Origin of the sequence: Candidatus Palauibacter sp., assembly GCF_965197445.1 — a bacterium.
Lineage (GTDB): Bacteria > Gemmatimonadota > Gemmatimonadetes > Palauibacterales > Palauibacteraceae > Palauibacter.
In genome coordinates this window covers 547,869-573,971 of the sequence record NZ_CBDANE010000003.1, presented here as the reverse complement: position 1 = coordinate 573,971, position 26,103 = coordinate 547,869, and the positions used below count along the sequence as shown (strand labels likewise).

General features: G+C 67.8%; 23 protein-coding genes. 14 read left to right on the top strand and 9 right to left on the bottom strand.

What is annotated here, in order from left to right:
• Positions 1 to 3: 3 nt before the first annotated feature.
• Positions 4 to 2,214, top strand: coding sequence for a hypothetical protein (locus tag ACN9M6_RS03215; RefSeq protein WP_419161469.1), 2,211 nt, complete (start codon positions 4 to 6; stop codon positions 2,212 to 2,214).
• 82 nt (positions 2,215 to 2,296) lie between these two features.
• On the opposite strand, the gene ACN9M6_RS03210 is transcribed toward ACN9M6_RS03215, so the two are convergent.
• Entirely contained in the window at positions 2,297 to 2,593 is a 297-nt protein-coding gene (locus ACN9M6_RS03210) for a type II toxin-antitoxin system Phd/YefM family antitoxin (RefSeq protein WP_419161468.1), read from the bottom strand.
• Positions 2,594 to 2,751: 158 nt separating this feature from the next.
• On the opposite strand from ACN9M6_RS03210, the gene ACN9M6_RS03205 reads away from it, so the two are divergent.
• Both ACN9M6_RS03205 and ACN9M6_RS03200 read left to right on the top strand, forming a co-directional pair.
• Entirely contained in the window at positions 2,752 to 4,758 is a 2,007-nt protein-coding gene (locus ACN9M6_RS03205; RefSeq protein WP_419161467.1) for a PQQ-binding-like beta-propeller repeat protein, read from the top strand.
• Positions 4,755 to 6,083 (top strand): acyltransferase family protein, encoded by a 1,329-nt coding sequence (locus ACN9M6_RS03200; RefSeq protein ID WP_419161466.1) that lies wholly within the window; start codon positions 4,755 to 4,757, stop codon positions 6,081 to 6,083. Before ACN9M6_RS03205 ends, ACN9M6_RS03200 begins: the two co-directional genes overlap by 4 nt.
• 505 nt (positions 6,084 to 6,588) lie before the next feature.
• Here ACN9M6_RS03200 and ACN9M6_RS03195 read toward each other — a convergent pair.
• Positions 6,589 to 6,879 carry a Fis family transcriptional regulator gene (locus ACN9M6_RS03195; RefSeq protein WP_419161465.1) on the bottom strand — a complete coding sequence of 97 codons (291 nt, stop codon included), beginning with the start codon at positions 6,877 to 6,879 and terminating at the stop codon, positions 6,589 to 6,591.
• The gene (locus ACN9M6_RS03190) at positions 6,876 to 6,971 is read right to left on the bottom strand and encodes a type II toxin-antitoxin system RelE/ParE family toxin (protein WP_419161593.1); all 96 of its coding nucleotides are present in this window, start codon (positions 6,969 to 6,971) and stop codon (positions 6,876 to 6,878) included. The genes ACN9M6_RS03195 and ACN9M6_RS03190 overlap by 4 nt, the downstream gene beginning before the upstream one ends.
• A 424-nt stretch (positions 6,972 to 7,395) precedes the next feature.
• Between ACN9M6_RS03190 and ACN9M6_RS03185 the strand changes: the two genes are divergently transcribed.
• Positions 7,396 to 9,834 (top strand): choice-of-anchor B family protein, encoded by a 2,439-nt coding sequence (locus tag ACN9M6_RS03185; protein WP_419161464.1) that lies wholly within the window; start codon positions 7,396 to 7,398, stop codon positions 9,832 to 9,834.
• 108 nt (positions 9,835 to 9,942) lie between these two features.
• Here ACN9M6_RS03185 and ACN9M6_RS03180 read toward each other — a convergent pair whose 3' ends face one another.
• Positions 9,943 to 11,124, bottom strand: a complete 1,182-nt coding sequence (locus ACN9M6_RS03180; protein ID WP_419161463.1) for a pyridoxal phosphate-dependent aminotransferase — start codon at positions 11,122 to 11,124, stop codon at positions 9,943 to 9,945.
• Positions 11,125 to 11,380: 256 nt separating this feature from the next.
• On the opposite strand from ACN9M6_RS03180, the gene apaG reads away from it, so the two are divergent.
• Together apaG and ACN9M6_RS03170 are read left to right on the top strand one after the other, a co-directional pair.
• Positions 11,381 to 11,812 (top strand): Co2+/Mg2+ efflux protein ApaG, encoded by a 432-nt coding sequence (gene apaG, locus ACN9M6_RS03175; protein ID WP_419161462.1) that lies wholly within the window; start codon positions 11,381 to 11,383, stop codon positions 11,810 to 11,812.
• A gap of 14 nt (positions 11,813 to 11,826) precedes the next feature.
• Positions 11,827 to 12,465, top strand: coding sequence for a TenA family protein (locus tag ACN9M6_RS03170; protein WP_419161461.1), 639 nt, complete (start codon positions 11,827 to 11,829; stop codon positions 12,463 to 12,465).
• Positions 12,466 to 12,480: 15 nt separating this feature from the next.
• On the opposite strand, the gene ACN9M6_RS03165 is transcribed toward ACN9M6_RS03170, so the two are convergent.
• Both ACN9M6_RS03165 and ACN9M6_RS03160 read right to left on the bottom strand, forming a co-directional pair.
• The gene (locus ACN9M6_RS03165) at positions 12,481 to 14,784 is read right to left on the bottom strand and encodes a DUF5916 domain-containing protein (RefSeq protein ID WP_419161460.1); all 2,304 of its coding nucleotides are present in this window, start codon (positions 14,782 to 14,784) and stop codon (positions 12,481 to 12,483) included.
• 124 nt (positions 14,785 to 14,908) lie between these two features.
• Positions 14,909 to 15,337: a cupredoxin domain-containing protein gene (locus ACN9M6_RS03160; protein ID WP_419161459.1), complete on the bottom strand. Its 429-nt coding sequence runs from the start codon at positions 15,335 to 15,337 to the stop codon at positions 14,909 to 14,911.
• A gap of 142 nt (positions 15,338 to 15,479) precedes the next feature.
• On the opposite strand from ACN9M6_RS03160, the gene ACN9M6_RS03155 reads away from it, so the two are divergent.
• Complete coding sequence (locus tag ACN9M6_RS03155) at positions 15,480 to 15,674, top strand: DUF378 domain-containing protein (RefSeq protein WP_419161458.1); 195 nt, start codon at positions 15,480 to 15,482, stop codon at positions 15,672 to 15,674.
• A 25-nt stretch (positions 15,675 to 15,699) separates the two neighbouring features.
• Here the strand turns inward: ACN9M6_RS03155 and ACN9M6_RS03150 are convergent, their stop codons facing one another.
• A complete protein-coding gene (locus ACN9M6_RS03150; protein WP_419161457.1) occupies positions 15,700 to 16,839 on the bottom strand; it encodes a serine hydrolase in 1,140 nt (379 codons plus the stop codon).
• Positions 16,840 to 17,050: 211 nt separating this feature from the next.
• On the opposite strand from ACN9M6_RS03150, the gene ACN9M6_RS03145 reads away from it, so the two are divergent.
• The 5 genes from ACN9M6_RS03145 (at position 17,051) to ACN9M6_RS03125 (ending at position 21,048) form a co-directional block, all read left to right on the top strand.
• Positions 17,051 to 18,058, top strand: coding sequence for a homoserine kinase (locus ACN9M6_RS03145; protein WP_419161456.1), 1,008 nt, complete (start codon positions 17,051 to 17,053; stop codon positions 18,056 to 18,058).
• A gap of 2 nt (positions 18,059 to 18,060) precedes the next feature.
• Positions 18,061 to 19,383, top strand: a complete 1,323-nt coding sequence (gene thrC / locus ACN9M6_RS03140) for a threonine synthase (RefSeq protein ID WP_419161455.1) — start codon at positions 18,061 to 18,063, stop codon at positions 19,381 to 19,383.
• A gap of 125 nt (positions 19,384 to 19,508) precedes the next feature.
• Positions 19,509 to 19,985, top strand: coding sequence for a DUF4399 domain-containing protein (locus tag ACN9M6_RS03135; RefSeq protein WP_419161454.1), 477 nt, complete (start codon positions 19,509 to 19,511; stop codon positions 19,983 to 19,985).
• Positions 19,982 to 20,845: an acetamidase/formamidase family protein gene (locus tag ACN9M6_RS03130; RefSeq protein WP_419161453.1), complete on the top strand. Its 864-nt coding sequence runs from the start codon at positions 19,982 to 19,984 to the stop codon at positions 20,843 to 20,845. The genes ACN9M6_RS03135 and ACN9M6_RS03130 overlap by 4 nt, the downstream gene beginning before the upstream one ends.
• Positions 20,731 to 21,048 carry an acetamidase/formamidase family protein gene (locus ACN9M6_RS03125; protein ID WP_419161452.1) on the top strand — a complete coding sequence of 106 codons (318 nt, stop codon included), beginning with the start codon at positions 20,731 to 20,733 and terminating at the stop codon, positions 21,046 to 21,048. The genes ACN9M6_RS03130 and ACN9M6_RS03125 overlap by 115 nt, the downstream gene beginning before the upstream one ends.
• Here the strand turns inward: ACN9M6_RS03125 and ACN9M6_RS03120 are convergent.
• Both ACN9M6_RS03120 and ACN9M6_RS03115 read right to left on the bottom strand, forming a co-directional pair.
• Positions 21,045 to 22,364: a Zn-dependent hydrolase gene (locus tag ACN9M6_RS03120; protein ID WP_419161451.1), complete on the bottom strand. Its 1,320-nt coding sequence runs from the start codon at positions 22,362 to 22,364 to the stop codon at positions 21,045 to 21,047. The two genes, ACN9M6_RS03125 and ACN9M6_RS03120, sit on opposite strands and share 4 nt — an antisense overlap.
• Before the next feature lie 47 nt (positions 22,365 to 22,411).
• On the bottom strand, positions 22,412 to 23,275 hold the full coding sequence (locus ACN9M6_RS03115; RefSeq protein ID WP_419161450.1) for a DUF4159 domain-containing protein: 864 nt from the start codon (positions 23,273 to 23,275) through the stop codon (positions 22,412 to 22,414).
• 99 nt (positions 23,276 to 23,374) lie between these two features.
• On the opposite strand from ACN9M6_RS03115, the gene ACN9M6_RS03110 reads away from it, so the two are divergent.
• Positions 23,375 to 24,193 carry an ABC transporter ATP-binding protein gene (locus ACN9M6_RS03110; protein ID WP_419161449.1) on the top strand — a complete coding sequence of 273 codons (819 nt, stop codon included), beginning with the start codon at positions 23,375 to 23,377 and terminating at the stop codon, positions 24,191 to 24,193.
• The gene (locus tag ACN9M6_RS03105; protein ID WP_419161448.1) at positions 24,190 to 26,103 is read left to right on the top strand and encodes an AMP-binding protein; all 1,914 of its coding nucleotides are present in this window, start codon (positions 24,190 to 24,192) and stop codon (positions 26,101 to 26,103) included. The genes ACN9M6_RS03110 and ACN9M6_RS03105 overlap by 4 nt, the downstream gene beginning before the upstream one ends.

Sequence of the window (26,103 nt, the reverse complement as noted above, 5' to 3'; positions counted from 1 at the left end):
ACCTTGACCATCTTGCTGGCCACCCTGCAGGGAAGGGCTTCCGCTCAAACACAAGACTCTGGCCGGGACGCCTACCTGGACGACACCGCCCGCCAGCTCGTAATTGGGTTGAAGGCCGCCCGGGACACCGCGCGCGTTACCATCGACACCTACACGGCGCTGTTCCGCGAGCGGCTCGGTTTCGAATGGCCCTCCCCCCGGCGCAATCGGCCGTGGGTGCACGGCGAACGCACGGCCCGCGTGCGGTGGTCACGTGACGAGCCCGCCGTCGTGCATGTTCTCGCGGCACGGTTCCGGGGTGCACTCGTCGATCCAGAAGACTCCGAGTTCTTCACCGGGCTGCGGACGGAACGATTCGCGGCCGACCCACTGGGCGACCCGTTCACGTTCGGCTTCACGATCTTCTCGCAGTCCCCGGAGGCCGAGATCACCACTCGCAGTCCGCTGGGGCCAGCTTCCGAGAGCTACTACCAGTTCCGTTCCGGGGACACGACTACTGTTCAGTTGAGCAACGGGAGCACCTTGCGAGCGGTCGCCGTTACGGTGATCCCTCGCTATCGCAGCATACGCCTCGTCTCCGCGATCATGTGGATCGACGCGGGGTCTTTCGGGCTCGCGCGCGTCGCCTACCGACTGGCCAAACCGGTCGACCGCGAGATGGCCTGGCGGCTCCGAGACGGCGGGCGCTGGAGTCCGGGTCTGCATATCGACATCAGCTCCCCTGATCCCGCCGACAGCGCGCCCGCACCCGACGCAACTCCCGGTCGGCCCGGCTTCTTCGATCGGCTCGTCAACGGAGCGTTCAACAGCGTGTTTCCACGCCTTCGGCTGGACATCTCGACGGTGGTCGCGGAGTACGAACTCTGGGAGATGCGCCACTGGTTGCCCCGCAGCGTGACATGGAGGGGGGACATGAGCGCGATGGAGGGTGTCACCGCCGCCGGCCTCGCGCCTCTCGCCGTTCCGGCGATGATCGACTGGACCCTTGAAATCGAGGACATCCGTGAACGCGGCGCCGGAGCCACTCCGGGGACGCCGGCCACGGCCGCCGAGGCTCTTCTGGTCTGGCGCCAGGAAGGCGACAGCATCAGCGGTGCGCTGACGGAAGCGGAGCCCGGCGAGACGGTCACGATCACGCCTGCGGATCGGCAGGCCCTGGCCGCGAGCGACATGCTGCCCCCGACCGTGTGGGAGGAGGAGGGCGGAGTCGACGACGCTATCATCGAGCGGATCGCGGCGGAACTCACGGGCATCGGTACGGGCGAAGGAGGCGACCGGGCCGAAGCACCGAGCCCCTGGCTGTTCGACGCCCCCGGCAAGACGCTGAGGCTACTGCGCTACAATCCCGTGGAACGCGTGTCCGTGGGAACCCGTCTGCAACGCGAGTTCGGGTGGGGACGCGCGGCGTTGACTACGCGGGTCGGAACTGCCGGCGTGGCGCCGCCGGACATCAACCTCACCCTGCAGCGCAACCATCCCGGCCACACGATGCTGGTCTCCTTCTACCGGTCGTTACGGGACGGTCAGCCGGGCGAAGGCGGCAGCACGCCCGGCATCTACGTGACCGGGGATCCCGAGGACTTCCATTGGTCGCACGGCGCTGCGGTACGATTCCTGCCCCCCCTTGGCGAAAGGAGCTGGCTTTCGCTCCGGCTCTTCGCCGAGCAGGACGCCGCCCTCATGTCCGACGCCAAACGGAACCGGGCCGGAGCCGCCGTCGCATGGGCGCCCTGGTGGGGCACCCTGGAGCCGGGATCGCTCGGCGGGGGTGGCCGAGCGAGCGTACGTGCCTCGACGGGTGACAATCCACACGTGCGGGCCGTCGTCGAGGGGACGCTGGTGATCCCCCTGTTTCACCGACTATTCCTCGGAATGCAGGCCGGAACGGCCCGGGTGTGGGGCGACCCGGCCCCGCACGATCTCTGGCGCATCGGTGCGAGCGGGCGCTGGCTCCGGGGCCACGCGGAATCGGTCCGGGGGGCGCGAGTCCACATGGCCAGAGTTGACCTGCAGCGACCGATCCGCTTCCTCCGCCTCTCCGTGTTCGGCGACTGGGCGTCCGCCGGAGGCGACGATTTCTACGCCGTGGGTGCGGGACTCGTCTTCATGGACGGCATCCTGCGGTTGGACGTGGCCCGCGGCCTGGGGTCGAACGGAAAGGGTGGCGCCGATCCCGTCCTGAAGCTGCACTTCCGCGGGGACGCGTTGTTCTAGTGGCCGATGGCAAAGGCTCTCGCGGCCACCCGTTCGGTACAGGATCCATCGGGTGTCGTCCCGGTCCAATGCGGCAGGTCGGTCATTCGTCCTCCAGGCCGAGTCGCCTGGCGAGTTCGTCGACATCGACGACTTCGCCCTCGCCGCGTTCGACGGAGGCTATGGACTCGCGGAGGCGCCGCGCGTTGGCGGGGGAGCGGAGCAGGTAGGCCGTCTCCATCCAGGAACTGAGTTCGTCGGCCGCGACCAGCGCGACCGGTTCCTTGCCGCGCCGACGTATCAGAATCGGCTCGCAATCGTCGACGACCTCGTCCATCAACGCCGCGAGGTTCCGGCGTGCCTTGGAATAGCTGATCTCCCTCATCTGGTCTGACCTCATCTCTCATCGTGGGATTCAAGGGAAGACTATGGCGACCTCGTGCGTCGTGCTCGCGCGACCCCTCCCGCGGAGCGAGTTCCGGGACAATCTTGAAAGACACGTACGCACAGGAGCGAGTGAGGGTCGGGGATCGGGGCGCGCGGAATACGGAGGAGTCCATGAACGCACGGCGATGGCCAGACGACCCGGCAAGCGCGCTCCATGAGAGGAACGTCGCCTTCCGGGTGTTGGCGTTCGTGGGGTTGGCCGCGGTCCTCGTGGTCTCTGCCTGCGCGGACGCCGATCCCGACCGGTTGCCGTCGCCGAGCGATGAGTGGACGTACTACGGCGGGCAGAACTCCTTCAACCGGTATTCTCCCCTCACGCAGATCGACCGCGAGAACGTGGCGGGGGTGCAGATCCTGTGGCGGCGGCCGGCGATCGATCCGGAGCTGTCGGAGGAGTTCCCGGAGCTCGACTTCACCAACTACCTGCGGGGGACGCCTGTTCTAGTCGGCGGGACGCTCTTCGCGCCCAACGCTGTCGGTCTGGTGGAGGCCTTCGATCCCGCGACCGGTGAGACCCGCTGGATTCAGCGCCCTGTTTCAGAGGAAGACGCGGGCGGGCGGAGCTTCCGCGGCGTCGCCTACTGGGGCGGGAACGCGACTGGAGACGCGGACAACCGCGGACGCGTGATCTCGGTGCGGGGCTCGTACCTGCACGCGTTGGACGCGGAGTCCGGGGAGCCCATCTCATCGTTTGGAGACGGCGGGCGGGTGGACCTGGAGCTTCCCGCCGGGGGGCGGTTCGGCTGGAGTTCGGGGCCGATCGTGGTCGGGGAAGTCATCGTCGTGGCGGGGACCGTGGACGGGGCGGGGGATGGGGGCACGGAATGGCGCGGGAGCGTTCGGGAGGACGTGCGCGGCTTCGACGCCAGGACGGGCCGGCTCGTCTGGACCTTCCACGTGATTCCGGAAGAGGGCGAGTTCGGGGCGGGTACCTGGGGCGACGGGTCGCTCGCGGAATCCGGCGACCTGGGGTCGTGGTGCTGTCTCAGCGCGGACGACGATCTCGGCTACGTCTACGTGCCGCTCTCGGCGCCGACCTCCGCCTACTACGGGGGGCACCGGCCCGGCGACAACCTGTTCTCGAACAGTCTGGTGGCGCTGGACGCGGCGACGGGCGAGCGCGTGTGGCACTACCAGATGGTGCACCACGACATCTGGGAGTACGACACGGTGGGCCCGCCTGTGCTGGGCCGGATCCACGTGGATGGGCGCGCGATCGACGCGGTGATGCAGGCGAGCAAGACGGCCTTCCTCTACACCTTCGACCGCCGGACGGGAGAGCCCGTGTGGCCGATCGAGGAGGTCGAGGTGCCGCAGTCGGAGGTGCCCGGCGAAGCCACCTCTCCCACGCAGCCGATCCCGAGCCGGCCGGCCGCGTTCGACCGCCAGGGGGTCACGCCGGAAGACGTGATCGACTTCACGCCCGAGATCCGCGAGCGGGCGCTCGCGCTGGCCGACTCGCTCATCATGGGACCGCTCTTCACCCCGCCGATCCGGAAGGGGACGGTGGAAGGGAAGATCGGGACCTACGTCATCCCCGGCGCGTGGGGGGCGGGGAACTGGAACACCGGCGCGTTCGATCCCGAGTCGGGCGTCTACTACGCGGTGTCCCATACGCTGCCCAACGTCTGGAGTCTGTCCGAGATCACCGAACCCGATGAGATGGAATACGGGACACAGGGAGGGTGGCCGCGGGCCGAGATCGAGGGGCTGCCGCTTGTGAAGCCGCCCTGGGGACGGATCACGGCGATCGACATGAACCGCGGCGAGCACCTCTGGATGGCCGCCAACGGCGACGGTCCCAACGACCATCCTCTCCTCGAGGGTCTGGATCTTCCCCCGCTCGGGAACGCGAACCGGCCGGCGCCGCTCGTCACGGGATCGCTGCTCTTCATCGGGGAGGGGAGCGACGCCGTCATAGGGACGCCGGGTACGCACTGGGGGACGACCTTCCGCGCCTATGACAAGGCGACGGGAGACGTGGTGTGGGAGACGGAACTTCCCTCCGGGACGACGGGCGGGCCGATGACGTACCTGCACGAGGGGAAGCAGTACATCGTGGTCGCGGTCGGGGGCAGCGAGCATCCCGCCGAGTACGTCGCGCTGGGCCTGCCGTGAGCGGCTTGTGGTCGCGGGCGGCGACGGTGGCCGCGCAGACGCCCGCCTCGCGCAACCGGTACGTGGACTTCCTGCGCGCCCTCTCGATCGGCGCAGTGGTGATCGGACACTGGATCGTGGCGGCCCCCTACGCGGGCGGGGGCGAGATCACGCTCTCGAACGTGCTCGAATACCAACCCTGGACGCGCTGGCTCACCTGGGTCTTTCAGGTGATGCCGATCTTCTTCCTGGTCGGCGGCTACTCGAACGGCGTGTCCTGGCGGTCGGCCAGCGACAAAGGCAAGAGCTACGCGGAGTGGCTGGAGGCGCGGCTCCGGCGCCTGCTCGGTCCGGTCCTGGCGCTCCTCGCGGTGTGGGTGCTGCTCGGCGTCGGCATGGGACTCGGGGGCACGGAGGCGACGCTGGTGGGCGGCCTCTCGCAGATGGCGCTGATCCCGATCTGGTTCCTCGCCGTCTACATCCTGGTCGTGCTCGTCGTGCCTCTGACGTACGCGGCCTGGCGTCGGTACGGGCTGCTCTCCTTCTGGGTGCTCGTCGCCGCTGCGATCCTCGACGACGTGCTCTTCCTGGCCGCCGACCTGACCGTTGTGGGCTGGGCCAACTACGCCTTCATCTGGGTCGCCGTCCATCAGTTGGGTTACGCGTGGCGCGACGGGTACACAGCGGGACTCCGCAGGGGTGCGGCGTGGGCCGCCCTCGGAGGCGCGGCGCTGGTGGCGATGGTGACGCTCGGCCCGTATCCGGTCAGCATGGTGAGCGTACCGGGCGATGAGATCAGCAACTCTCTGCCTCCGAAGTTGCCCATGCTGGCGTTGGCGCTGGTACACACCGGGCTGCTCCTCTCGATCGAGGGCCCGATGCGGCGCTGGCTGGATCGCGCGGTGCCGTGGACGGCTACCGTGCTCGTGAACGGGATGATCATGACGGTCTTCCTGTGGCACCTGACGGCCGCCACGCTGGTCGTCGGCGCGGCGTTCCTGCTGGGGGACGCGGGCCTCGGCGTCGACCCCGGCAACCGGAGGATGGTGGGCCGTCCGGCCGCTGTGGCTCGCGGTTTACGCGGTGGCGCTGGTCCCGTGCGTGCTCGCCTTCGGGCGCTTCGAGCGCAGCGGGGGCGGGGGGCGCACTCGTCCGGGCTGGCTGCTCGCAGGGGGCGCGGCCGTGGCCTGTGCCGGGCTGGCGCTGCTCGCCCTCGAGGGCGTCGCGGCGGACGGCGCCGGCCCGCTCGGTCTCAGGCTGTGGGTGCTGGCGCTCCCCTTCGTCGGCGCCGCGCTGGCCGGCGTGAACCCGCTGGCGGGCGCCCGCGCCGGGTCCGGATGAGTTAAGCGGTTCAGGAGTCAGACGAGACCATGCGTGCCGCACTGCTTACGCCCTTAGGTTGTGGCCTCTTGGCCGCAGCTGTGGCCGCCTTCGCCCAGATCTCGGTAAGGGGGCAGTAGCAACCAGCCCGTCCAGTGCGCGGCTTCGACGCTTCGGTCACGCTCGCCGGGGAAGACATTCTCCCTTCGCGAAACCACGACCCCAATTTCGCCTCGCGACTTTAGCGGGGGCCGGCACGATGCAAGTCTCTCCGTTGTGATGGATCGCGAGACTTCAGCGCGGTCGAGGGCCGAAGGCCTTGGAGAGAGTGAGAGCGACGTGCGAGATCCGGCCGGTGCCAGCATCTTCGGATCGCGTGACCGGTTGGTGAACGGGAACCGTGGTGTGCAACAGGCGCTCTCGGCGCCCAGCAGACAGCCCGACGTTCTCGTCAGCCGTCAAGGCGCGTCCGGGACCGCCGCTAACGCACGCGTCCGCGAACGGCAATCGGACTCGGACTAAGCTCTTCCCCTAGGAAACGAGTTCAATTCGTAGATTTTGCCCGACGACGTGAGCAGCCGCGGTAAGGGTGTCCAAGCGGATGCGATCGTTATCCGGGTCCAGGATCCGATCCAGTTGACTGCGGCTGGTCTTCATGGCCGTTGCCATCGCCCGCTTGCTGATCTGCTGTTTTTTCATGGCCTGCTCCAGCTGCCAGGCCAAGACTCGCTTTACAGCGATTGCGCTCGTCTCCTCGAGCGTGCCTTCCTCCTTGAGGAAGTCCTCGAAAGACGAACCGATGCGTCCGTTCTTCTTGCTCATGATGTGATCTCCCTCGCTCTCTTCTTCGCGAGATCCAAGTCTGTCTTCGGGATCTTCTGGCTCTTCTTCACGAAGCCGTGTAGAAGGACCATCCGCTCCTTGTGAACCACGAAAATCACCCGGGCCATGCGTTTGTCGGTGATGTTCGATCTGTCTCGTGTAGTCCGCCTCCAAGCTTCCGCGAGAGCGGCATGCCCACAGGCCAACCGAACTCAGCCGTGGCGATGTCGCGTCCGATGATGCCTCTGCTTTCGTCGTCCATCCCTCGAAGCCACTCCCTAACGGGCTCCTTGCCACTGCCGCTTTGGTAGAAGGCGGCCGGCAGCTTTTTCAGTTCCGGCATTGCACCTCACAAAGTACCACGTGTGGTACACATGATCAAGCAATAGGTGTTCCCGTAAGCCCCAAGGGTCGTGAGGGGACATGTTGACGTGAACGGAGCGGTGTCACAAGAAGAAGGCGAGACCAAGTGACCCCGCCCCAACAGACAACTCTGGGACGAACTAGGAGGTAGTCATGCGCCCGATGTTGCCCGTGCTCCTGATCTGCGGCCTCGGCGCCGCCCCGCTCTCCGGCCAGACGCTGAGGCTGCCGGCGGACGCCGCGGGCCTTCCGGCCTCCGGGTTCGGGGCTTCGATCACCCTCGTCGGAGAGGACGTTCTCGTCTCGCGCACCGGCGCCGAACTCCGCCTCCCGACCTATCCCCAGGCCGGCGGTGTGTATGTCTTCCGGGCCGACGGAGACGCCGGATGGACGGTCGCACAACTGCTGGAGCCCGTCGCGGGCGAGGTGGGAGATCAGTTTGGCGCCGACATTGCATGGGCCGAGGAGGGGCTCGTCGTCGGCGCCCCGGGAGCAGCGGGTACGCGCGGCGTCGCCTACCTGTTCGAGCGTCGAAACGGGAACTGGGTGGATCGCGTTTTGTTCGATCCCGAGGCCGAGCCGCGCGCCGGCGCGGGGAGTTCCGTGGCGATCGCGGACGACGCGGTCTTTGTCGGCGCCCCCGGCGGACTCGGCGGCCTGGCGGTGTTCGGGCAGCCCGCGCCTCCGCAGTCCGGCGCCGTCTACGTCTGGGCGCTCGATGCCGGCGCCGAGTCCGCTCTGACGGACCGCCTGACGAGTCCGTCGCCGGAGGGGGCCGATCGCTTCGGGGTTGCTGTGGCCGCAGCCGACGGTCGGCTGTTTGTAGGTGCTCCGGGGAGCGACGGCGGCCGGGGTGCGGTGCATCAGTTCGAGCGTTCGGGCGGTGCGTGGCGGCACACGAACTCGTTCAAGCTCGAGGACGGGGCCCGCAGCGACCGGCTCGGTGCCTCGCTGGCCCTGGCAGGTACCACGTTGTTCGCGGGCGCGCCCGGCCGGGTGGGCGAGGGTATGGTCGCCGCGTTCGAGGTGGGTCTGACTCCGGGTCGGCCGCGGCTCCTGAGCCCCCCGGACGGATCCGGGGCGGCCGGCTTCGGCACTTCGCTCGCGGTCGCGGGTGGGGCGTTGTGGGTCGGGGCCCCCGGCACCGCCGCGGCCGCCGGCGCGGCGTACGTCTTCGACCAGGCGTCGCTCGACCATCTGCAGACGGTCGACGCCACGCCGTTCGGTCCGGGCGCCGGGTTCGGGTCCAGCGTGGGGGCGGCCGCCGACCGGGCCGTTGTCGGAGCGGGCCAGGCCGATCTCAGGCTCGGCGCCGCCGCCGTGCTCGAACGTGCCGGCTCCGCCCGGCGCTGGGAACTGTCGTCGACCGTGCACGACCCCCACCGGACGGCCGTGGCCGCCGTTTCGGGTGAGCCCGTCCCTTGCGAGGAAGGAGCGGCCGGCGACTACGCCTGCACCGATGTCGACCTGGTTTCCTTCCTTCCGCTGGACCAGTTGGGCGCTGGACCCGCCTCCATCGCGAACGACATCTGGGGCTGGACCGATCCCGCGACCGGACGTGAGTACGTGCTGCTCGGCAAGTCCAACGGCACGTCCTTCGTCGACATCACCAACCCCAACGCGCCGGTATATGTGGGCGAGTTGCCTCTCACCGAGGGGGCGGTCGAGAACCTGTGGCGCGACATCAAGACCTACGCCAACCACGCATACATCGTCGCGGACGGGGCGGGCGCGCACGGGGTCCAGATCTTCGATCTCACCCAGCTACGGGACGTTCGCGATCCCCCCGTTCTCTTCGAGGAGAGCGCCCACTACGACGGCGTGTTCAGCTCGCACAACATCGTCATCAACGAGGCGACCGGGTTCGCCCACGCCGTGGGCAGCAGCGGGGGCGGGGAAGCGTGCGGCGGCGGTCTCCACATGATCGACATCCGCGATCCGCTGAGTCCCCGCTTCGCAGGCTGCTTCGCGGACCCGAACACCGGCGGCTTCCTGGGGGGCGGCTACACTCACGACGCACAGTGCGTGGTCTATCATGGACCCGACGAGAACTTCGCCGGGCGCGAGATCTGCTTCCACGCGTCGGTCAACGCGCTCGGGATCTCCGACATCACGGACAAGGACCAGCCGGTCGCGCTGGCGAAAATGGACTATCCGGGGTACGTGGCGGCCCACCAGGGCTGGCTGACGGACGACCATCGGTACTTCTTCATGGGCGACGAACTGGACGAAGAGTCAGGGACCGTGGCTAACACGCGGACGCTCGTATGGGACGTGGCGGAACTCGACGACCCCGTACTCGCCGCCGAATACTTCGCCGATACGCGCGCAATCGACCACAACCAGTATGTGCACGGCGACTACCTTTATCAGTCCAACCTGATGAGCGGACTTCGGATCCTCGACATCCGGGACCCGGAAAACCCCGTCGAAGTGGCGTTTTTCGACACCGTCCCGCACGACGACGACGCGACGGCGTTCGGGGGCACGTGGAGCAACTACCCGTTCTTCGAGAGCGGGGTGATCGCGGTGTCGAGTTGGGGCGAGGGCCTGTTCCTGCTCAGGAAGCGCGAGCCCGTCCTCGTTCCGTAGCGGAAGCGGAGACCGACAAAGCGACGGGGGGCCGACCGTCCGGTCGCGCCCCCCGTATCGCTGCGGCTTACGGCTGGTTCGACTCCAGCCGCTGACTCCCGACCGTGATTACGAGCCGCTGCGGCTCTCGGCGGCGGTCATGCCATCGGGGAAGATCTCGTTCCACGCGGTCATGAAGCGCTTCATCTCGTCTTCCGTTCCGACGGACACCCGCAGATGGTCGAGCATCGGCGGAAAATCTCGACCCACGGCCACATCATACTTGCGGAACTCGGCCCTCACCTCCGCAGCCGGACGTCCCGTGTGGACCATGAAGAAGTTGGTCTCGGACGGAAGCACCTTGAACCCCTGGCCCTGCAGCTCCGATACCGTCTGGTTGCGCAGGGCGACTGTGGTCTCCCTGACCCAGCGTTCGGACTCGTGGTCCTGCAGTGCCGCGACGCCGCCCCACTTGACGAGTGCGTTGACGCTGCCGGTGGCGTAGCCCCGCATCTGGTCGATCATGTCCGGCGGCGCGATCCCGTAGCCGAGACGCAGGCCCGCCATCCCGTAGATCTTCGAGAAGGTTCGCGTCACGAGCACCTTCCGGCCTTCCTTGATGTAGGGGATCGCCGAAGCGTAGCGCGGGTCCTCGACGAAGTGGTGGTACGCTTCGTCGATGAGGACGGGGATGTCCTCGGGGATCCCGTCGAGCAGGCGGCGGATGTCGTCATCGGGCACGACGACGCCGGTGGGATTGTTGGGATTGACGATGTAGACCATCCCGACATCCCGATAGTTGCGGTTCGTGACCGCGATCAGGTCGTCGATGTCCTGGGTGTGGTCGGGCAGGAGCGGACGCGCGATCACATCGGCGTCGATGCCGGATGCGACCTGATAGACCGTGAGGTACGTCGGCGTCACCCCGACGACCTTCTCCTCGTGGCGCAGGAAGGCGAGGCCCGCCGCGCGCAGCGTCTCTCCGGAGCCCGCGTTGATCATGACGTGGTCGGTCCCGACCCCGTGATGCTCCGCGATCCTCTCGATGATGTCGCCGTCGGGGTAGCCGTACCGGTTCGAGTACTTCCAGGCCCCCTGCATCGCCTCCATCATCTTGTCCGAGGGCCCGTACGGGTTCTCGTTTGAGGAGAGCTTGGCGAGGTCATCGTAGGGGTCGAGCGGAGCGAGACCCTTCGGGGGACGCCGGATCCCGCTGCCCAGCGCCGTGCCGGGACTCAGGCCGAGGGCGCCCAGCGCCGCCGCGGCTCCGCCCATGAAACGTCGGCGTGATACGGTGTACTTCGAGTTCATCGCTGCCTCCATTCCTGTCGCCCGTCTGTCACCGGCCGTGAGCGCCGATCCCTTCGGATCGCACCATCACTACTGTGGGGCTCCGGTCGGGGCCTGCGCAACGGCGGCGGCGGATCGCCCGCCCGCCCGGCGACGAGGCGACCTTCCGGCAGGCCGGGAAGTGGCGGTCCAATGGTCTGGCCCGGAGCCTCTTGTGATTCCTAGGTTTACGCCCCGCCCTCCACCGCGAGGCCCTCTACTTCAACCCGGGGACCGCATGCCCTCGAACCAGAGCGCGTCCAGCACGGACGCTCCGCCGATCGAACCGGATGCGATGGCGATCACGGTGCGGCCCGAATACGCGACCGAGCACTCCAATCCGCGGGGCTGGCAGTTCGTGTTCGTATATCACATCACGATCGAGAACGTGGGGAACGAGACCGCGCAGCTCTTCTGGCGCCACTGGTTGATCCACGATCTGGTGGCGGGCGACCACGAAGTCGAGGGGGCCGGCGTGGTCGGCGAGTCTCCGGTTCTGAGCCCGGGCGATACGCATCAGTACCAGAGCTTCTGCGTGCTCCGCGGCCCGACCGGCCACATGGAAGGGTTCTACCACTTCCGCCGGCGGAACGGTTCGGTCTTCCGCGCCCCGATTCCCCGTTTCCACTTCCACGCGCCGCCCGAAGCCGTGGGGACGCTCCTCAACTAGGGGCCGGGGCACGCGTGGCAGAATCACTCCACCGGGCGCTGTGGGCCCGGAACGTCGGTCTCGCCGAGGCTTGCCTCCGCTCCCGTTTCGTGCGTGGCCTGGCCGATGGTACGCTCGACCCCGAGGCGTTCAAGCGCTATGTGGCCCAGGACGCCTTCTTCCTGCGGGCGTTCTTCAGCGCTTACGCTCTGGCGGCCGCCCGCGCCGCCGAACGCATGGACGTCGCGCGCCGGCTGCTCGCCCTCATGCGGGGCGTGCTGGATGAACTCGAGCTTCACCGCGCGTACGCCGAACGCCTGGAAGTCGACCTCGAGGACGTGACGCCGAACGCGGCCGCGAAGGGCTACACGGACTTCCTGGCGAGCACGGCGTGGAGCGCCGGCGTGGGTGAGATTCTCGCCGCCATGACCCCCTGCATGCGGCTGTACGCCTGGCTCGGGCAGCGGCTGCAGCAGCTCCCGGGAGGCGACCACGAGGCGAATCCGTACCGGGACTGGATCGAAACCTACGCCTCGGACGAGTTCGAGAGTCTGGCGGCCGAACTCGAGGGCCTGCTGGACGAACTGGCATCCGACCTCCCCTCGGAGGCCGAGGCCGCCTATGCCCGGGCCATGCGCCACGAACTCGCCTTCTTCGAGGCGTTCACTGACTAGAAGGGGGGGGGGGGACTAGAAGCGGTAGGTGTAGTTCAGCTTGATCGCCGCGCCGCGAGAGAGTGTCCGCAACTGAAGCCACTCCGGATCGGCCGGCTCATCCAGCAGTCCCGACTCCAGATTACGCCAGTTGTGCGTATAGACGAGATAGAGGTCGTTTCCGGGTTTGAGGATCCAGCGAAACCGCATGAAGAGTCCCAGAACTCGGCTCACATCGTCGTACTGCAGCTGGTTGGTGAGACCGATCCACGGCGTCGGATCCCAGGAACCTTCGAGGCGATAGAGGTTGGTGATGAAGTTCCCCTGCGGCAGGGCGACGGCGTTGCGCTCGTAGCCCGTCTCGAAATTAATGCCCGGGTTCGGACGGAAGTTCGCGTTCAGGTCGACCCGCGCGCGCTCACCGTTCCAGAACTCGCCATAGTTCACGCCGCCGCGGATCGATACCGGGCGGCGGCTGGTGGTCCGGCCGCGGAAACGGTATTCCCAGGTGGTATAGTCACCCGGCGAGACCTCTATGCCGTCGCTGATCTCGAACGAGCGGTCGAGGAATTCGTACGTTCGCACCGCCTGAAAGTTGAGATTGTCTCCGCTCTCGAAGTTGACCTCGAGTGCGTTGAGCTGGAGTTCCTGCTCCTCGAGGATCCCGGATCCGAGTTCCCACAGATTGCGTAACTGGACGGAGAACTCCAGTTGCCGGATCCAGTCGATGTCCGGACGCGGGGACCAGCCGATTCTCGGCTCTATGCGGCGAAAATCATTCCGCGCCACGAAGCCGACGGCGGGGCTGTAGTCGTCGCCGAATTCCCGGTACGAGACGTGACCCGACCAGATGTCGTTGGGGAAATTGACTCGCCCCCCCCATGCGGAAAGATCCTGGAATGACCGGCCTGCCGTGGGATCCGGGTTCGAGTTCCAGACAAAGAAGCCCTCGATCTCCAGGTTGTTGCTTCCGAGGAAGTTCCGCGACCGGTAATCGAGGTCGGCGCCGAGGGTGTGCCGGTCGGCGGGTGCGAACCCGGTCGAGTCCGTCGTCGTCCCCCGGCGTGTATAGATGGCGCCGATGGACGACTGCTCGAAGATCGGGACCCGGGCCCGGGCGACCGTGAACACCTCGCTCTCGAGCCGGACGAAGTCTTCCGGCCCGGATTCGGCGAAGGAGTGTGTGCTCGTCCCCATCTGATAGAACCCGAGGTCGACGCCGGCGAACTGGCCGGTGAGCCGTACCCCGTAGTCGATGGGGACCTGCTGCCCGGCCTCGATCCCGATTCGCCGCGAGAAGAAGGGCTGCGGACCGCTCCGCGGCGCGAACTGGAACACGCTCGAGCCTTCGAGGAAGAAATCGCGTCGTTCGGGAAACCGGAGCGGGAAGCGGGTGAGGTTGACCCGCCGCTGGTCGCTCTCGACCTCCGCGAAGTCCGTGTTCAGGCTCAGCGACGCGCGCAGGCTGGGCGTCACGCTGTAATTCAGGTCGACACTGAGATCGCGCGGAAAAGTGGTGGGATCCGCGTCCCCGGGGGTGTGGCGCCAGCTGCCGATCGCGGACGCCACCGCCTCGAGTCCGATTCCCTGCGACAGTCCCTCGAGTCCCGCGAGTTCTCCCGCGAAGACCAGACGGGTGAGACCTTCGGTGCGCCGGTAGCCGCGCCAGAGGATTTCTTCGTTGTGCCGCCGGATCGACCGCTGGAAGTTGATCCCCCAGCTGCTGTCGTCCGGGTTGAAGTTGAGCGTACGGAAAGGGATCTGGACCTCCGCGGACCAGCCGTCGGGGCGGCGCGCGGTCCGCACTTCCCAGATGCCGTCCCAGGACCGGTTGACGCCGCCGAACCCGCCGCCACCGCCGCCGCCTCCCCGGCCTCCGCTGCCCGTAACCAGGCCATCGCTGAGGACACCGGCCGCGTTCGTCTCGAAGTGATAGGCGGTGCGGCCGTCGCGGAACGTGTCGAGAACCCAGGCGAACCGGTCATCGGTGAACAGAAAGGCGTCTCGCGCGCGCTGCCGCGCGAGAATCTGGTCGGGATCGTCGAACAGGATGGCGGCGATATAGAGATTGTCTCGGTCATACGCGATCCGAACCTCGGTCGCCCGGGACGGCGGGCCTCCCTCCACTGGCTCCTGCTGTGTGAAGTCGGTGATGGCGATGGCCCGCTCCCAGGCGGACTCCTCGATGCGACCGTCGAGGTCGATGCGCTCCTGCTCGGTCATCCGCTTTGCCTGAAGGGGAGGGCCATTCCCCTCCTGGGCAGAGGCGATTGCCGGCGCGGCGGCCAGCGGCATGAGGGCGAGCAGGCCGGACACGAGAAGAAGCCGGGGGGAACGCAACGGTCCCGTCAACGCCGAGATGATGGCCGGGTCCTCTCTCCGGGGCTGGTCGGTGGCCCAGGCGCCCGATGCGGGCGCGGCCAGAAAGAGGACAACCAGCGCTCCATGAAGGTTGAATACGCGGTCAGGTCACGATGATCCGCGCGTCCAGCATGATGCTCGGGTGCGTGGCGCAGTGGTACGTGTACGTGCCCTGGACGGTCGGCGTTACCGTGAACGTGTCGTCGTTGCTGATCGTGCCGCTGTCGAAGGCTCGCGCGCCGGAGGGCACGTCGGTCGATGTCACCGTATGGGGATTCGCGCCGACATGCCGCCAGCCAACGGTCTCACCGCTGCGAATCGTGACCTCCGCCTCGGTGTTGCGGCGACCGTCGGGGTCGACGAACGCGTTGTCCTCGATCATGACGGTCACGTTGGCGCCCGGCACGGCGCCCGGCGGCGGGGGCGGGGGCGGAGGCGGAGGTGGCGGAGCCGCGGTCGGCGCCTCGCTGTCTCCGCAGGATGCCAGGGCCAGCATGGCCGGGACGGCGGTCAGGAACTCACGACGTCGCATGGATTGTTCTCCTCCCGTGGGTGATCGCTGTATGTGATCGGCAGCCGCCGAAGCGATTCGAAACCTCGACGCCGGCCGTGCGTACTATGTCCCGTTCGCAAAAGAAGGTTCCGTAGCGGCTCAACACTGTCGGGAGAGAGATGTGAACGGCAAGAAGTGGAACAGACTGGCTCACGCGCTGCTGCTGGCCGGCGCCCTCAACTGGGGTCTGATCGGCCTGTTCGGATTCAACCTCGTGGCCGCGACATTCGGCCCGCTCGCGCGCATCGTGTATCTCGCCGTGGGATGGGCGGCAGTCTACAAGATCTGCGGGAACGGCAACCGGACCGACGCTTGAGCCTGGTAGCCGGGGTTCGAGGCCGTCAGCTGATGCAGGGAGAGCCGAACCGTCTCGCGACGGCGATCGCGGCGCCTCGGCCCCGGAATTCCTCAAGGAAGTAGTCGTACAGCAGGCGGGTCATCTCGGAGATCGTACGCTCCCGGCGCGATGTCGTGCGTCGCAGCGTATTGACGAACACCGAGACGATCAGATGCCCCGCTCCCTCAGGTAGCGCGACGATCCCCACATCGTTGATGGCCCCGGCCATCGTGCCGGTCTTGTGCGCGACGAAGGTCGAGCGTGGCAGTCGTCCGCGCATCCTGCTTCGCCCCGACCCGGTCCGGCTCAGCACATCCAGAATCCAGGCCCGGGACTCGAGGCTCAGTCCTCTCCCTTCGTGAATTGCGAGCAGGAGGTCCGTCATCCCGTCCGGCGTCGCCGTGTCGCGGGGATCTGTCCCGTAGCGTTCCCGCGCGGCCTGCCGGTGCGTTTCGGGCACGGCGTCCCGCATGCGGAAATACTGGTATCGATACAGCTCGCTCTCGGGAATGGTGTCGGGCAGGCCCACCAGATCCGCGAACGTGCGGGCCTCCGAGCGGTCGACCTCGACCCCCGTCACGCCCAGTTCGCGGACCCGCCGCGTGGCCGCCTCGGGTCCGCCGGACATATTGAGAATCACATCGGTGGCGGTGTTGTCGGACGCCGAGAGCATGAGTACGAAGAGGCTGTCCACCGTACGGCGCACCGAACGCGCGCCCGACCATTCGGCGAGCGGGCTGTGCCCTGCCCGAAACTCTTGCGTCGTGACCATGATCGTGTCGGCGGGGTCGATCTCCCCGAGGTCGACCCGGCGCAGGAACTCGAGCGCCATCGGGACCTTCGAGACGCTGGCCATCGGGAAGCGACGGTCTCCGTTGAACGCGATGCGCGCCCCCGATTCCACGTGAAGCGCCGAGAGGCCCGCTTCGTCACCGACCCGTCGAGCGATGCGTCGGAGCCCTTCACCGATCGAGTCGGGCACCACACACGCCGCACCGGGGGACGGCATCTCCGGAAACGACGGGCTAAGCGGATCCTGGGCGGCGACGGTGCCCGAACAGAGAAGCGGGAAGGAGCCGAAAACGAGTATCCGCGCGGGAACCCGGACCCTCACCCGGACGCTGCCGGACGGTCTGCTAATCATGAATCCCGGACATGCTTGCGCGCCTTCACCCCCCGAGATGCGGCGACCGAAATCCCCTCCTGTTGAGAACATCCGTCGGGACGAAACGTTGTATGGGAGGACTTGATATCCGGCCTGTTCTCCGGCACACTCGCGTATCTCACCGCGGAGCTTACCGAATCCAGGATCTCGATGTGGAACCGATGTTCAACCGACGGGTGAGGCGCGGCGAATGACGCACGCGGTCCGGGCCTTCGCTCCCGCCTCCGTGGCGAACATCGCGTGCGGTTTCGACATCCTGGGCCTGGCCTTGCAGACGAACGGGGACGGGGGCACGAGCCTGGGCGATGTCGTCACCGCCACCCGGACCGATCGGATGACAGACCCCCGGGATCGAGATCCGGTGACGATCGCCGCGATCACCGGTGACGGGGGCCGTTTGCCCCTTGAAGCCGAGCGAAATTCGGCCGCCGTGGCGGCGAACGCGCTGCTGCAGGGTGAGGCTCCGGACGTCCGCGTGACACTGGACATCGAGAAGCGGATGCCGCTCGAGAGCGGCCTCGGATCGAGCGCCGCGAGCGCGGTTGCCGCGGTGGTCGCGCTCGATGCCCTGCTTGGACTGGACTTGCCGAAGACGGCGCTGCTTCGCTACTCGTTGGCCGGCGAGATCCTGGTCAGCGGTGACGCCCACGCCGATAACCTGGCGCCGTCTCTGATCGGCGGGCTGATCCTCGTCCGCTCGCTGGCACCCACTCCGGACATCGTCGAGCTTCCCGTGCCGCCGGGCCTCGCCTGCGCGCTGGCACGTCCCCATGTCAGCGTGAACACGCGGGCGGCCCGCTCGGTCCTGGGTCCACATCTGCCGCTGCGGCGCGCGGTCGAGCAGTGGGGCAACTGCGCGGCGCTGATCGCCGCACTCTACGGTGGGGATCTGGAACTGCTCTCCCGTTCGCTGGTCGATGTCGTAGCCGAACCGGCTCGGGCGCCGGCCGTACCGGGCTTCTTCGCCGCAAAGGCGGCGGCGCTCCAGGCGGGCGCCCTTGGCAGCAGCCTCTCGGGCAGCGGCCCCGCGCTGTTCGCCCTCTGCGAGGGCATCGATTGCGCCCGTGCGGTGGCGGAGGCGATGGCGGCGGAACTCGAGGACGCCGGGGGCACGGAATGCGATCGGCTGGTGTCGTCGTTGCCGGCGCCCGGAGCGCGGGTGATCGATGACGACCCGGTCCCGGCCGCCGCGACCTGACGGTGCGCTTCATCAGCACCGAAGGCAGGGCTCCGCCGGTGACGTTCGGCGAGGCGGTGCTCGAGGGCCCGGCACCGGATGGCGGCCTGTACGTCCCCGAGCGCATCGAGCCGCTGACGCTGGCGGATCTGGACGTCCTGAGCGCCGGGTCTCTCACCGACATCGCCCGGTCTCTCGCCCGCCGGCTGTTCGGCTCCGAACTCCCGGAGGGCGAACTCGCCTCGCTGCTCGAAGACGCCCTGAACTTCCCGGTGCCCCTGGTCGAGATCGAGCCCGGTATGCACTGCCTCGAGCTCTTTCATGGACCTACGCTGGCGTTCAAGGACATCGCGGCACGGGTCATGTCCCGCCTGATGTCCCGTATCACCACATGCGAGCGGGACACCACCGTGCTCGTTGCGACCAGCGGCGACACCGGCAGCGCGGTCGCGCACGCGTTCTCCGGCCTGCCCGGCTTTCGGGTGTGCGTGCTCTACCCTCGCGGGCTGGTCACCGGGGCGCAGCGGCGACTGTTCACAACACTCGCCGGCAACGTGACCGCGGTCGCCGTCGAGGGCGCGTTCGACGACTGCCAGCGGCTCGTGCGTCGGGCTTTCGCCGATGAGGATCTGCGCCGAACGCGGCCGCTCGCCGCTGCGAACTCGATCAACATTGGTCGACTGCTACCGCAGGTCTTCTACTACTTCCACGCCTGGGCCCAGCTTGCTCGTACGGGCAGGCATGGAGGAAGCGCCGCCCTTGTCGTGTCGACGCCGAGCGGAAACTTCGGCAACCTCACCGCTGGGCTGATCGCCGGGAAGCTGGGCCTGCCGGTCGACCGCTTCGTGGCGGCGACCAACATCAATGACGTGGTGCCGGCCTACCTCGAGAGCGGCAGATTTCTCCCGCGTAAGTCGGCGGCAACGATCTCGAACGCAATGGATGTCGGCCATCCCAGCAACTTCGCCCGCATCCTGCACCTTTACTCTGACGGCGGCGACACTTTGACTGCGCTCCGTCGTGATCTTGCCGGCCGCGCCTTCACCGATCGGGCGACGCGCGCCGCGATGCGCGATGTGTACGAGGGGCGCGGCGTTCTGCTCGACCCGCACACTGCGGTCGGGTATCTGGGTCTGAAGGCGGAACTGAAGGCGCACGGCGGCACGGGCATCGTGCTTGCGACGGCCCACCCGGCGAAGTCCGCGGAGGTCATTCGGAGCGCGGTCGGAATCGAGCCGCCGGCTCCGCAGGCGCTCCTCCGCTGTGCCGACCTGTCCGAGCGCATCGTCGGAATTCCGGCCGAGTACGACGCGCTGAGAGACGTGTTGACCGGAGGCCGGCACTAGAACGATCCCGGGAGCGATCGAGATCCTCCACCGGGCCGCACATCTCGCGCCGGCGAATGGGTTTGCCTAATCTGCGGATCCGGATGCCGCGTAGCACCGATGGATCGCTCGCCCATGGAGGCCCCATGCGTTTCCCGCTCTCAAGTCGTATTCCCATCGCCCTGGTCGTCCCGGCCGCGCTCGCCGTCGCGTGTGGGGGTGGAGAACAGGACGAAGCCGAGGCGGACGCCGCACCAGAAATGGCTGCGGAACCGTCGGCGGCCGTCACCATCGTGCAGCCCGAGGAGGGCGCGACGGTGGGCCCGGACGTGCAGGTCGTGCTCGAAACCGAGGGGATCGAGATCGTCTCGATCACGCCGCCGGTCGTCGGCACCGGCCACCATCACCTGTACGTCGACGTCGATCTCACGCCGCTCAGCGAGATGATCCCGCAGAACGACCCCCAGATCATCCACAAGGGGGACGGCAGCACCGAGATCATGCTCGAAGGGCTGGAGCCCGGAGAGCACAGGATCATCGCGGTCGTGGCCAACCCGGCTCACATTCCGATCGATCCGCCCATGGTGGACACGCTCCACTTCACGGTCGCGAACCAGCCGTGACGGCGACGCGCCGCCGGGCCGGGAGTTCGGTCTTCGTCCTGCTTCTTGTGACGGCCTGTGCGACGGGTGACGGGCCGGGCGACGCGGCGGATGCGGGAGGCGCGGAAGCCGGCGTCCAGGTCGGCGGGTCGACGCCGACGGCGCAGCATACGCTGACGGCCGATCAGACGCACAATCGATGGAGCCGGGCGATCCCGCCGATCCTGACGGTGCAGTCCGGTGCCGTCATCGAGGCCTACCTCGAAGAAGCTTCGGACCAGCAACTGACTCCCGAGTCCACCGTGGAGGACCTCGCCACGCTGAGCTTCGACCCCATCCACCCTCTTACCGGGCCGGTGTTCGTCGAAGGCGCCGAGCCGGGCGACCTGCTGGCGGTGACCCTGCACGAGATCGAGTTGGGAGACTGGGGCTGGGTCGCGAACGTCCCCGGGTTCGGCTTCCTCTCCGACCGGTTCCCCGACCCCTACCTCCGGATCTTCGAGTTCGAGCCGGGCGATACGAGCGTCGGGTTCGCGCCGGGGATCCGGATCCCGCTCCGCCCCTTCCCCGGCGTCATGGGTGTCGCCCCGAACACGGATTCGATGCTGGTCACCATTCCGCCCCGCCAGAATGGGGGCAACATGGACGACCGCGACCTGGTCGAGGGCACGACGGTCTACTTCCCGGTGCTGGTCGAGGGCGCCCTCTGGCCCGGGAGCGGGCGCTCTCATTGGGCGACCCGCACATCGCGCAGGGGGACGGGGAAGTGGGCGGCACCGCGATCGAGGGACCGCTCCGGGTCGTCTACGAACTCGAGGTCATCAAGGGGGCAGGGCCCATCCCGTCGCCTCACTACGAGACGGATGAATTCTATGCTGTGACCGGATTCGCACCCACGATCGATGAGGCGGCCCGGAACGCGGTCGAGGCGATGATCGACTATCTCGTGAACTCGCGGGATCTGTCGCGCGCGGACGCCTACGCGCTGGCCTCCATGGCCGGGGATCTGAAGATCTCCGAGGTGGTCGACGTGCCCAACATGCTCGTCGCGATGCGTATCTCTAAGGACGTGCTCGGCAACTAAAGGCCGCGTTCGTCGATGGCGAGGAGGGTGCGCAGCAGCACGTTGGCCCCGGCCGTGATCTGCCCGGGAGCCGTGAACTCGAGCGGCGAGTGGCTGATTCCGTCGCGGCTCGGGACGAAGATCATCCCCACCGGCCCCAGCAGCGCGACGCTCTGCGCGTCGTGGCCCGCACCGCTGGGCATGCGGAGTGTCGCGAGCCCGATCTCCGCAGCCTCCGCTTCGATCCGGTCCCTGAGGCGCGGGTCGGTGGGCGCCGCGCGGCTCTCGTAGAACTGCTCGGTCGACACCGACGTGCCGTCCGCCGCGGCGATCTCCAGCGCCCGCGCCCGGATCGCCTGGAACACGGTGTCGATTCCGTCCATCTCGAGGTCGCGGATCTCGAGGCTGAACGTGACCCGCCCCGGGATGACGTTCGGCGCGCCGGGCTCGGCCGTCAGCCGGCCCACCGTGGCCACATGCCGCCCGGGCAACTCGAGCGCGATCACGTGCACGGCGTCGACGATACGCGCCGCCGTCACCATGGCGTCCTGCCGGAGTTCCATGGGCGTGGTGCCGGCGTGGTTCGCGAACCCGTCGACCGTCACCGTCCAGCGGCGGATGCCGACGATGCCCTCGACGACGCCGATGTCGAGTCCGCCGCGGTCGAGCACGAAGCCCTGCTCGATGTGCAGTTCGAGGTAGGCCGCGAAGCTCCCCGGATCGCGCCGCGCCGCGGCCAGGTCGGCCAGGTCGCCGTCGAGCCGCCGCGTGCCCTCGCCGATCGAGAACCCGCTCGCGGTCACGATGTCGAGTTCTTCGGGACGGACCTCGCCCGCGATCGCCCGGCTGCCGGTCTTGCCGCCCTCCTCGTTGGCCCAGATGACGAGTTCCAGCGGATGTCGCGTCTCTCTCGCCGCATCCGCCAGCGTCGCTAGCGCTTCGAGGGCGCCCATCGAGCCGACCTGTCCGTCGTAGCTCCCGCCCGCCGGCACCGAGTCGATGTGGGACCCGACGAGAATCGGCGCGAGCGAGGGGTCGGCCCCCGGCCGGCGGCCGATGAGGTTGGCTGCCCGGTCCACCTGCACGTCGAGTCCGAGACCGGACATGATGTCGGAGAGCCAGTTGCGGGCCGCCCGGTCCTCGTCGCTGTACGCGAGCCGCGTCGTGCCCTCGGCGGCGGCGCTGAAGCGGGCGAGTTCGCCCATGCGGCGGTTGAGCCGCTCACCGTCCACGAGAAGGGGCTGACGCCGGGCGGCACGGATGGGCCAGGGGGACGCCGCCGCACCCAGCGCGCCGAGGGCGAGCGTCCCGAACCGCCTCCGGGAGATCGGGCCCATGATGCCGCCGAGGCTGCCGGGTCCCCGTGGGCTGCCACGCATCGGGATCAGTGACTAAGCCCGTAGATGATGTAGTTGATCGCGAGTTCGTAGGCGTACGTGGACCGGTCGATCGGATAGTACGGGTTCTCGGACCACTCCCACGCGTCACCCAGGTCGGTGTTGTGGTTGATGACGACCATGACCTCCCCCCGGTCGTCGAGGATCCCGTAGATCGCCGGCTCACACGGCCCCCAGCATTCCTTGTACCGGCCTCTCACCGCGTTGTTGATGCTCGGGACCGTCAGAATCTCCTCGATGTCGTAGAACTGGTGGAAGATCGGGTGGTCATCGGGGATCTTCACGATCGGCCGGTCGGGCAGCACGCGGGACATGTGCCATTCGAAGTTCCGCCATTCATCCTCGCCCCAGAAATCGTCCACGACGAGGAATCCGCCCGCCTCGAGATAGTTCCGCAACCCCTCGATCTCCGGCTCCGAGAGCGTCATGTACCCGACCTCGAGCATGTAGAGGAAGGGGAAGCGTCGCAGTTCGGGATCGGCCAGGAAAACGGGATTCTCCCACTCGTGCAGGTCCAGCATCGTAAGCAGACGGTGGAGGATGAAGAGGAACTGGCGGTCGGCTTTCGGGAAATCGGTGGACCACGATCCGCGTCCTCGCCCCCAGCCTCGGCGGCCCGAGTAGATGGCGCGCGTGAAGTAGAAGTCGCGGCCCCATTCGGCCTGCGCCTGGGCCAGCCCCGGCTCGCTCTCGAGCAACGCTTCGCGCAGCCGCCACGCCTCGCTCGGTGCCGAAGAAGTCGCGGGTTCCGCAGCCGGTGCCCGCTCCGGAGCGGGTCGTCCCGCCGAGTCCGTCGCGGCGGTCGCGGCCAGCAGGGAGACGACGATGAGGGCGGGTCGCAGACCAGTCATACGCTGATAAGGACCGCCGGCCGACCGCTCGTCAACACCGTCCCCGTGGGTGCGGACCGACTTTCCCGGCCCCGGAAGCTCGCGTAGACTCACTTCCCCATGACCGAGCCCGATGGTAGAGCCAGCGTCCGTGTAGACGGCGTCACCCTCCGGTTCGGGGGCGTGACGGCGCTGACCGATGTGAGCCTCGACATCCGCGGCGGCGAGCTGCTCGCGCTCATCGGCCCCAACGGCGCCGGCAAGACGAGCGTCCTCAACTGCATCTCCGGCCTGTACCGGCCGCAGGCGGGCACCATCACCCTCGCGACGGCCTCGGGCGCGTCACACGCGCTCCACCGCCTGCCGCCACACCGGATCGCGCGGCTCGGGGTCGCTCGTACGTTCCAGAGCATCGAACTCTTCAAGCACATGACCGCGCTCGACAACCTGATGCTCGGACGTCACGTTCACATGCCGGGCGGCGTGCTCTCGGGTGGGTTGTTCTGGGGTCCTCAGCGCAGGGCCGAGATCCGCAACCGTGTCCGGGTCGAGGAAGTGATCGACTTCCTGAACCTCGAGCCGATCCGGCACGCCATCGTCGGCAACCTTCCGTATGGACAGCAAAAGCGGGTCGAGCTCGGCCGCGCGCTGGCGCTGGACCCGGAGATCCTGCTTCTCGACGAGCCCATGGCCGGGATGAACTCGGAGGAGAAGGAATCGATGGCCCGCTTCATCCTGGACGTGCACGAGGAGTGGGGGGTGACGCCGGTCGTCATCGATCACGACATGGACGTGATCATGGACATCTCCGAGCGTGTGATCGTCCTCGACTTCGGGCAGGTGATCGCCGAGGGATCTCCGGCCCAGGTGCGCGAGCACCCCCGCGTGATCGAGGCCTACCTCGGCCGCCAGTACGCGGCAGCCGGCACCGTCTCGTGAGTATCGGATTCCTCGACGGCAGTCTGCCCGGCCGCCTGCAGCGTCAGGCGTCTCTGCGCGGCGACCGCGTGGCCCTGCGCGAGAAGGAATTCGGGATCTGGCAGGGCATCACCTGGTCCGAGTATGCGCGACGCGTGCGACATTTTGCGCTGGGACTCCGGGAGCTTGGTCTCGGGAGGGGCGACCGGATCGCCATCGTGGGGGACAACCGGCCCGAATGGGTCATCAGCGAACTGGCGGCCCAGTCGCTCGGGTCGCTGCCGCTCGGGTTGTACCAGGACGCGGTGGCCGCCGAGATCGAGTACCTGCTCCGGGCATCAACGACGCGCGTCGTGGTAGCGGAGGACCAGGAACAGGTCGACAAGGTGCTCGAGATCCGGGAGGCGCTGCCCCACCTGGAGCACATCGTCTACTACGACCTGCGCGGTCTGGCCCGGTATGAGGCGCCGGGCCTCCTCTCGTTCGAGCAAGTGGAGCGGCGCGGTGAAGACCTCGAACGGGCGATGCCTCACGTGTACGACACCTACCTCGCCGCCATCCAGACAGAGGATACCGCGCTCCTGTGCACGACATCCGGGACGACGAGCAAGCCCAAGCTCGCCATGCTCTCGCACGGCAACCTCCTCAGCATGGCCGAGCAACTTCAGGGCGTCGATCCCATGTCGGTCGACGACGAGTTCGTGTCGTTCCTCCCCCTCGCCTGGATCGGCGAGCAGATGATGACCATCTCGCGTCAGCTCTCGGTCGGTTTCCCGGTCAACTTCCCCGAGGAACCGGGCACCGTCCGACAGGACCTGCGCGAGATCGGCCCGCGCGTCATGTTCTCGCCCCCGCGGATCTGGGAGAATCTGGTCTCCGAAGTGCAGGTCATGGCCGAAGACACGACGCGGCTCAAGCGCGGCGTCTTCGGCTGGGCCATGCGGGTCGGCGGCCAGGTGGCCGATGCCGGGTTGCGTGGACAGTCGCCGACGGTGTGGCAGCGGGTCCAGCGCTGGATCGCGGAGGCGGCCGCGATGCGTCCCCTGAAGAGTCAGCTCGGGTTGCGGCGCGTCCGTGACGCCTACACGGGGGGCGCGGCGCTCGGACCGGACGTGTTCCGATTCTTCCACGCGATGGGCGTCAACCTCAAGCAGATCTACGGACAGACGGAAGTCGCGGGGATCTCGGTGCTCCACCGGGACAGGGACATCCGGTTCCAGACGGTCGGTCAGCCCCTGGCCGAGATGGACGTGCGGGTCGCCGACGATGGGGAGATCCTCACCCGGGGTCCGGCCGTCTTTCAGGGCTACTTCCGGAACCCCGAGGCGACCCGTGAGACGCTGGAAAACGGCTGGCTGCACTCCGGAGATGCCGGGTACTTCGATGGTGAAGGCCACCTCGTCGTCATCGACCGCCTGAAGGACGTGATGTCGCTTGCCGATGGGACGACCTTCTCACCCCAGTTCATCGAGAACCTGCTGAAGTTCAGCCCCTACGTGAGCGAAGCCGTGGTCTTCGGCGGCGAGCACCCGTACGTGGCGGGGATCATCGCGATCGACTTCGAGAACACGGGGCAGTGGGCGGAGCGGCGCCAGATCGCCTACACGACGTATACGGATCTGTCGCAGAAGCCCGAGGTCTACGAGCTGATCCGGGCGCACGTCGAATCGGTCAACGCCGATGTGCCCGAGGCGGCCCGGATCCGCCGCTTCCTCCTGCTGCACAAGGAACTGCACGCCGACGACGCCGAACTGACCCGGACGCGGAAGGTCCGCCGCCGATTCATCGCCCAGCGCTTCGAGGCGCTGATCGCCGCGCTGTACGGGGACGCCGACTCCGTGACGGTGGAGATGCAGATCACGTATCAGGACGGCCGTACGGCCGACGTGAGGCACGATCTCCGGATCGAGCGAATGGAAGGAGCGGCCTGA

Coding starts and splice junctions, on each gene's coding strand:
- ACN9M6_RS03120 (WP_419161451.1), bottom strand. CDS start 22,364: ATGGGCCCGATCTCCCGGAGGCGGTTCGGGACGCTCGCCCTCGGCGCG.
- ACN9M6_RS03145 (WP_419161456.1), top strand. CDS start 17,051: ATGACGCACGCGGTCCGGGCCTTCGCTCCCGCCTCCGTGGCGAACATC.
- ACN9M6_RS03210 (WP_419161468.1), bottom strand. CDS start 2,593: ATGAGGTCAGACCAGATGAGGGAGATCAGCTATTCCAAGGCACGCCGG.
- ACN9M6_RS03110 (WP_419161449.1), top strand. CDS start 23,375: ATGACCGAGCCCGATGGTAGAGCCAGCGTCCGTGTAGACGGCGTCACC.
- apaG (WP_419161462.1), top strand. CDS start 11,381: ATGCCCTCGAACCAGAGCGCGTCCAGCACGGACGCTCCGCCGATCGAA.
- ACN9M6_RS03195 (WP_419161465.1), bottom strand. CDS start 6,879: ATGAGCAAGAAGAACGGACGCATCGGTTCGTCTTTCGAGGACTTCCTC.
- ACN9M6_RS03160 (WP_419161459.1), bottom strand. CDS start 15,337: ATGCGACGTCGTGAGTTCCTGACCGCCGTCCCGGCCATGCTGGCCCTG.
- ACN9M6_RS03180 (WP_419161463.1), bottom strand. CDS start 11,124: ATGAACTCGAAGTACACCGTATCACGCCGACGTTTCATGGGCGGAGCC.
- ACN9M6_RS03135 (WP_419161454.1), top strand. CDS start 19,509: ATGCGTTTCCCGCTCTCAAGTCGTATTCCCATCGCCCTGGTCGTCCCG.
- ACN9M6_RS03185 (WP_419161464.1), top strand. CDS start 7,396: ATGCGCCCGATGTTGCCCGTGCTCCTGATCTGCGGCCTCGGCGCCGCC.
- ACN9M6_RS03115 (WP_419161450.1), bottom strand. CDS start 23,275: ATGACTGGTCTGCGACCCGCCCTCATCGTCGTCTCCCTGCTGGCCGCG.
- ACN9M6_RS03190 (WP_419161593.1), bottom strand. CDS start 6,971: ATGGTCCTTCTACACGGCTTCGTGAAGAAGAGCCAGAAGATCCCGAAG.
- ACN9M6_RS03205 (WP_419161467.1), top strand. CDS start 2,752: ATGAACGCACGGCGATGGCCAGACGACCCGGCAAGCGCGCTCCATGAG.
- ACN9M6_RS03150 (WP_419161457.1), bottom strand. CDS start 16,839: ATGATTAGCAGACCGTCCGGCAGCGTCCGGGTGAGGGTCCGGGTTCCC.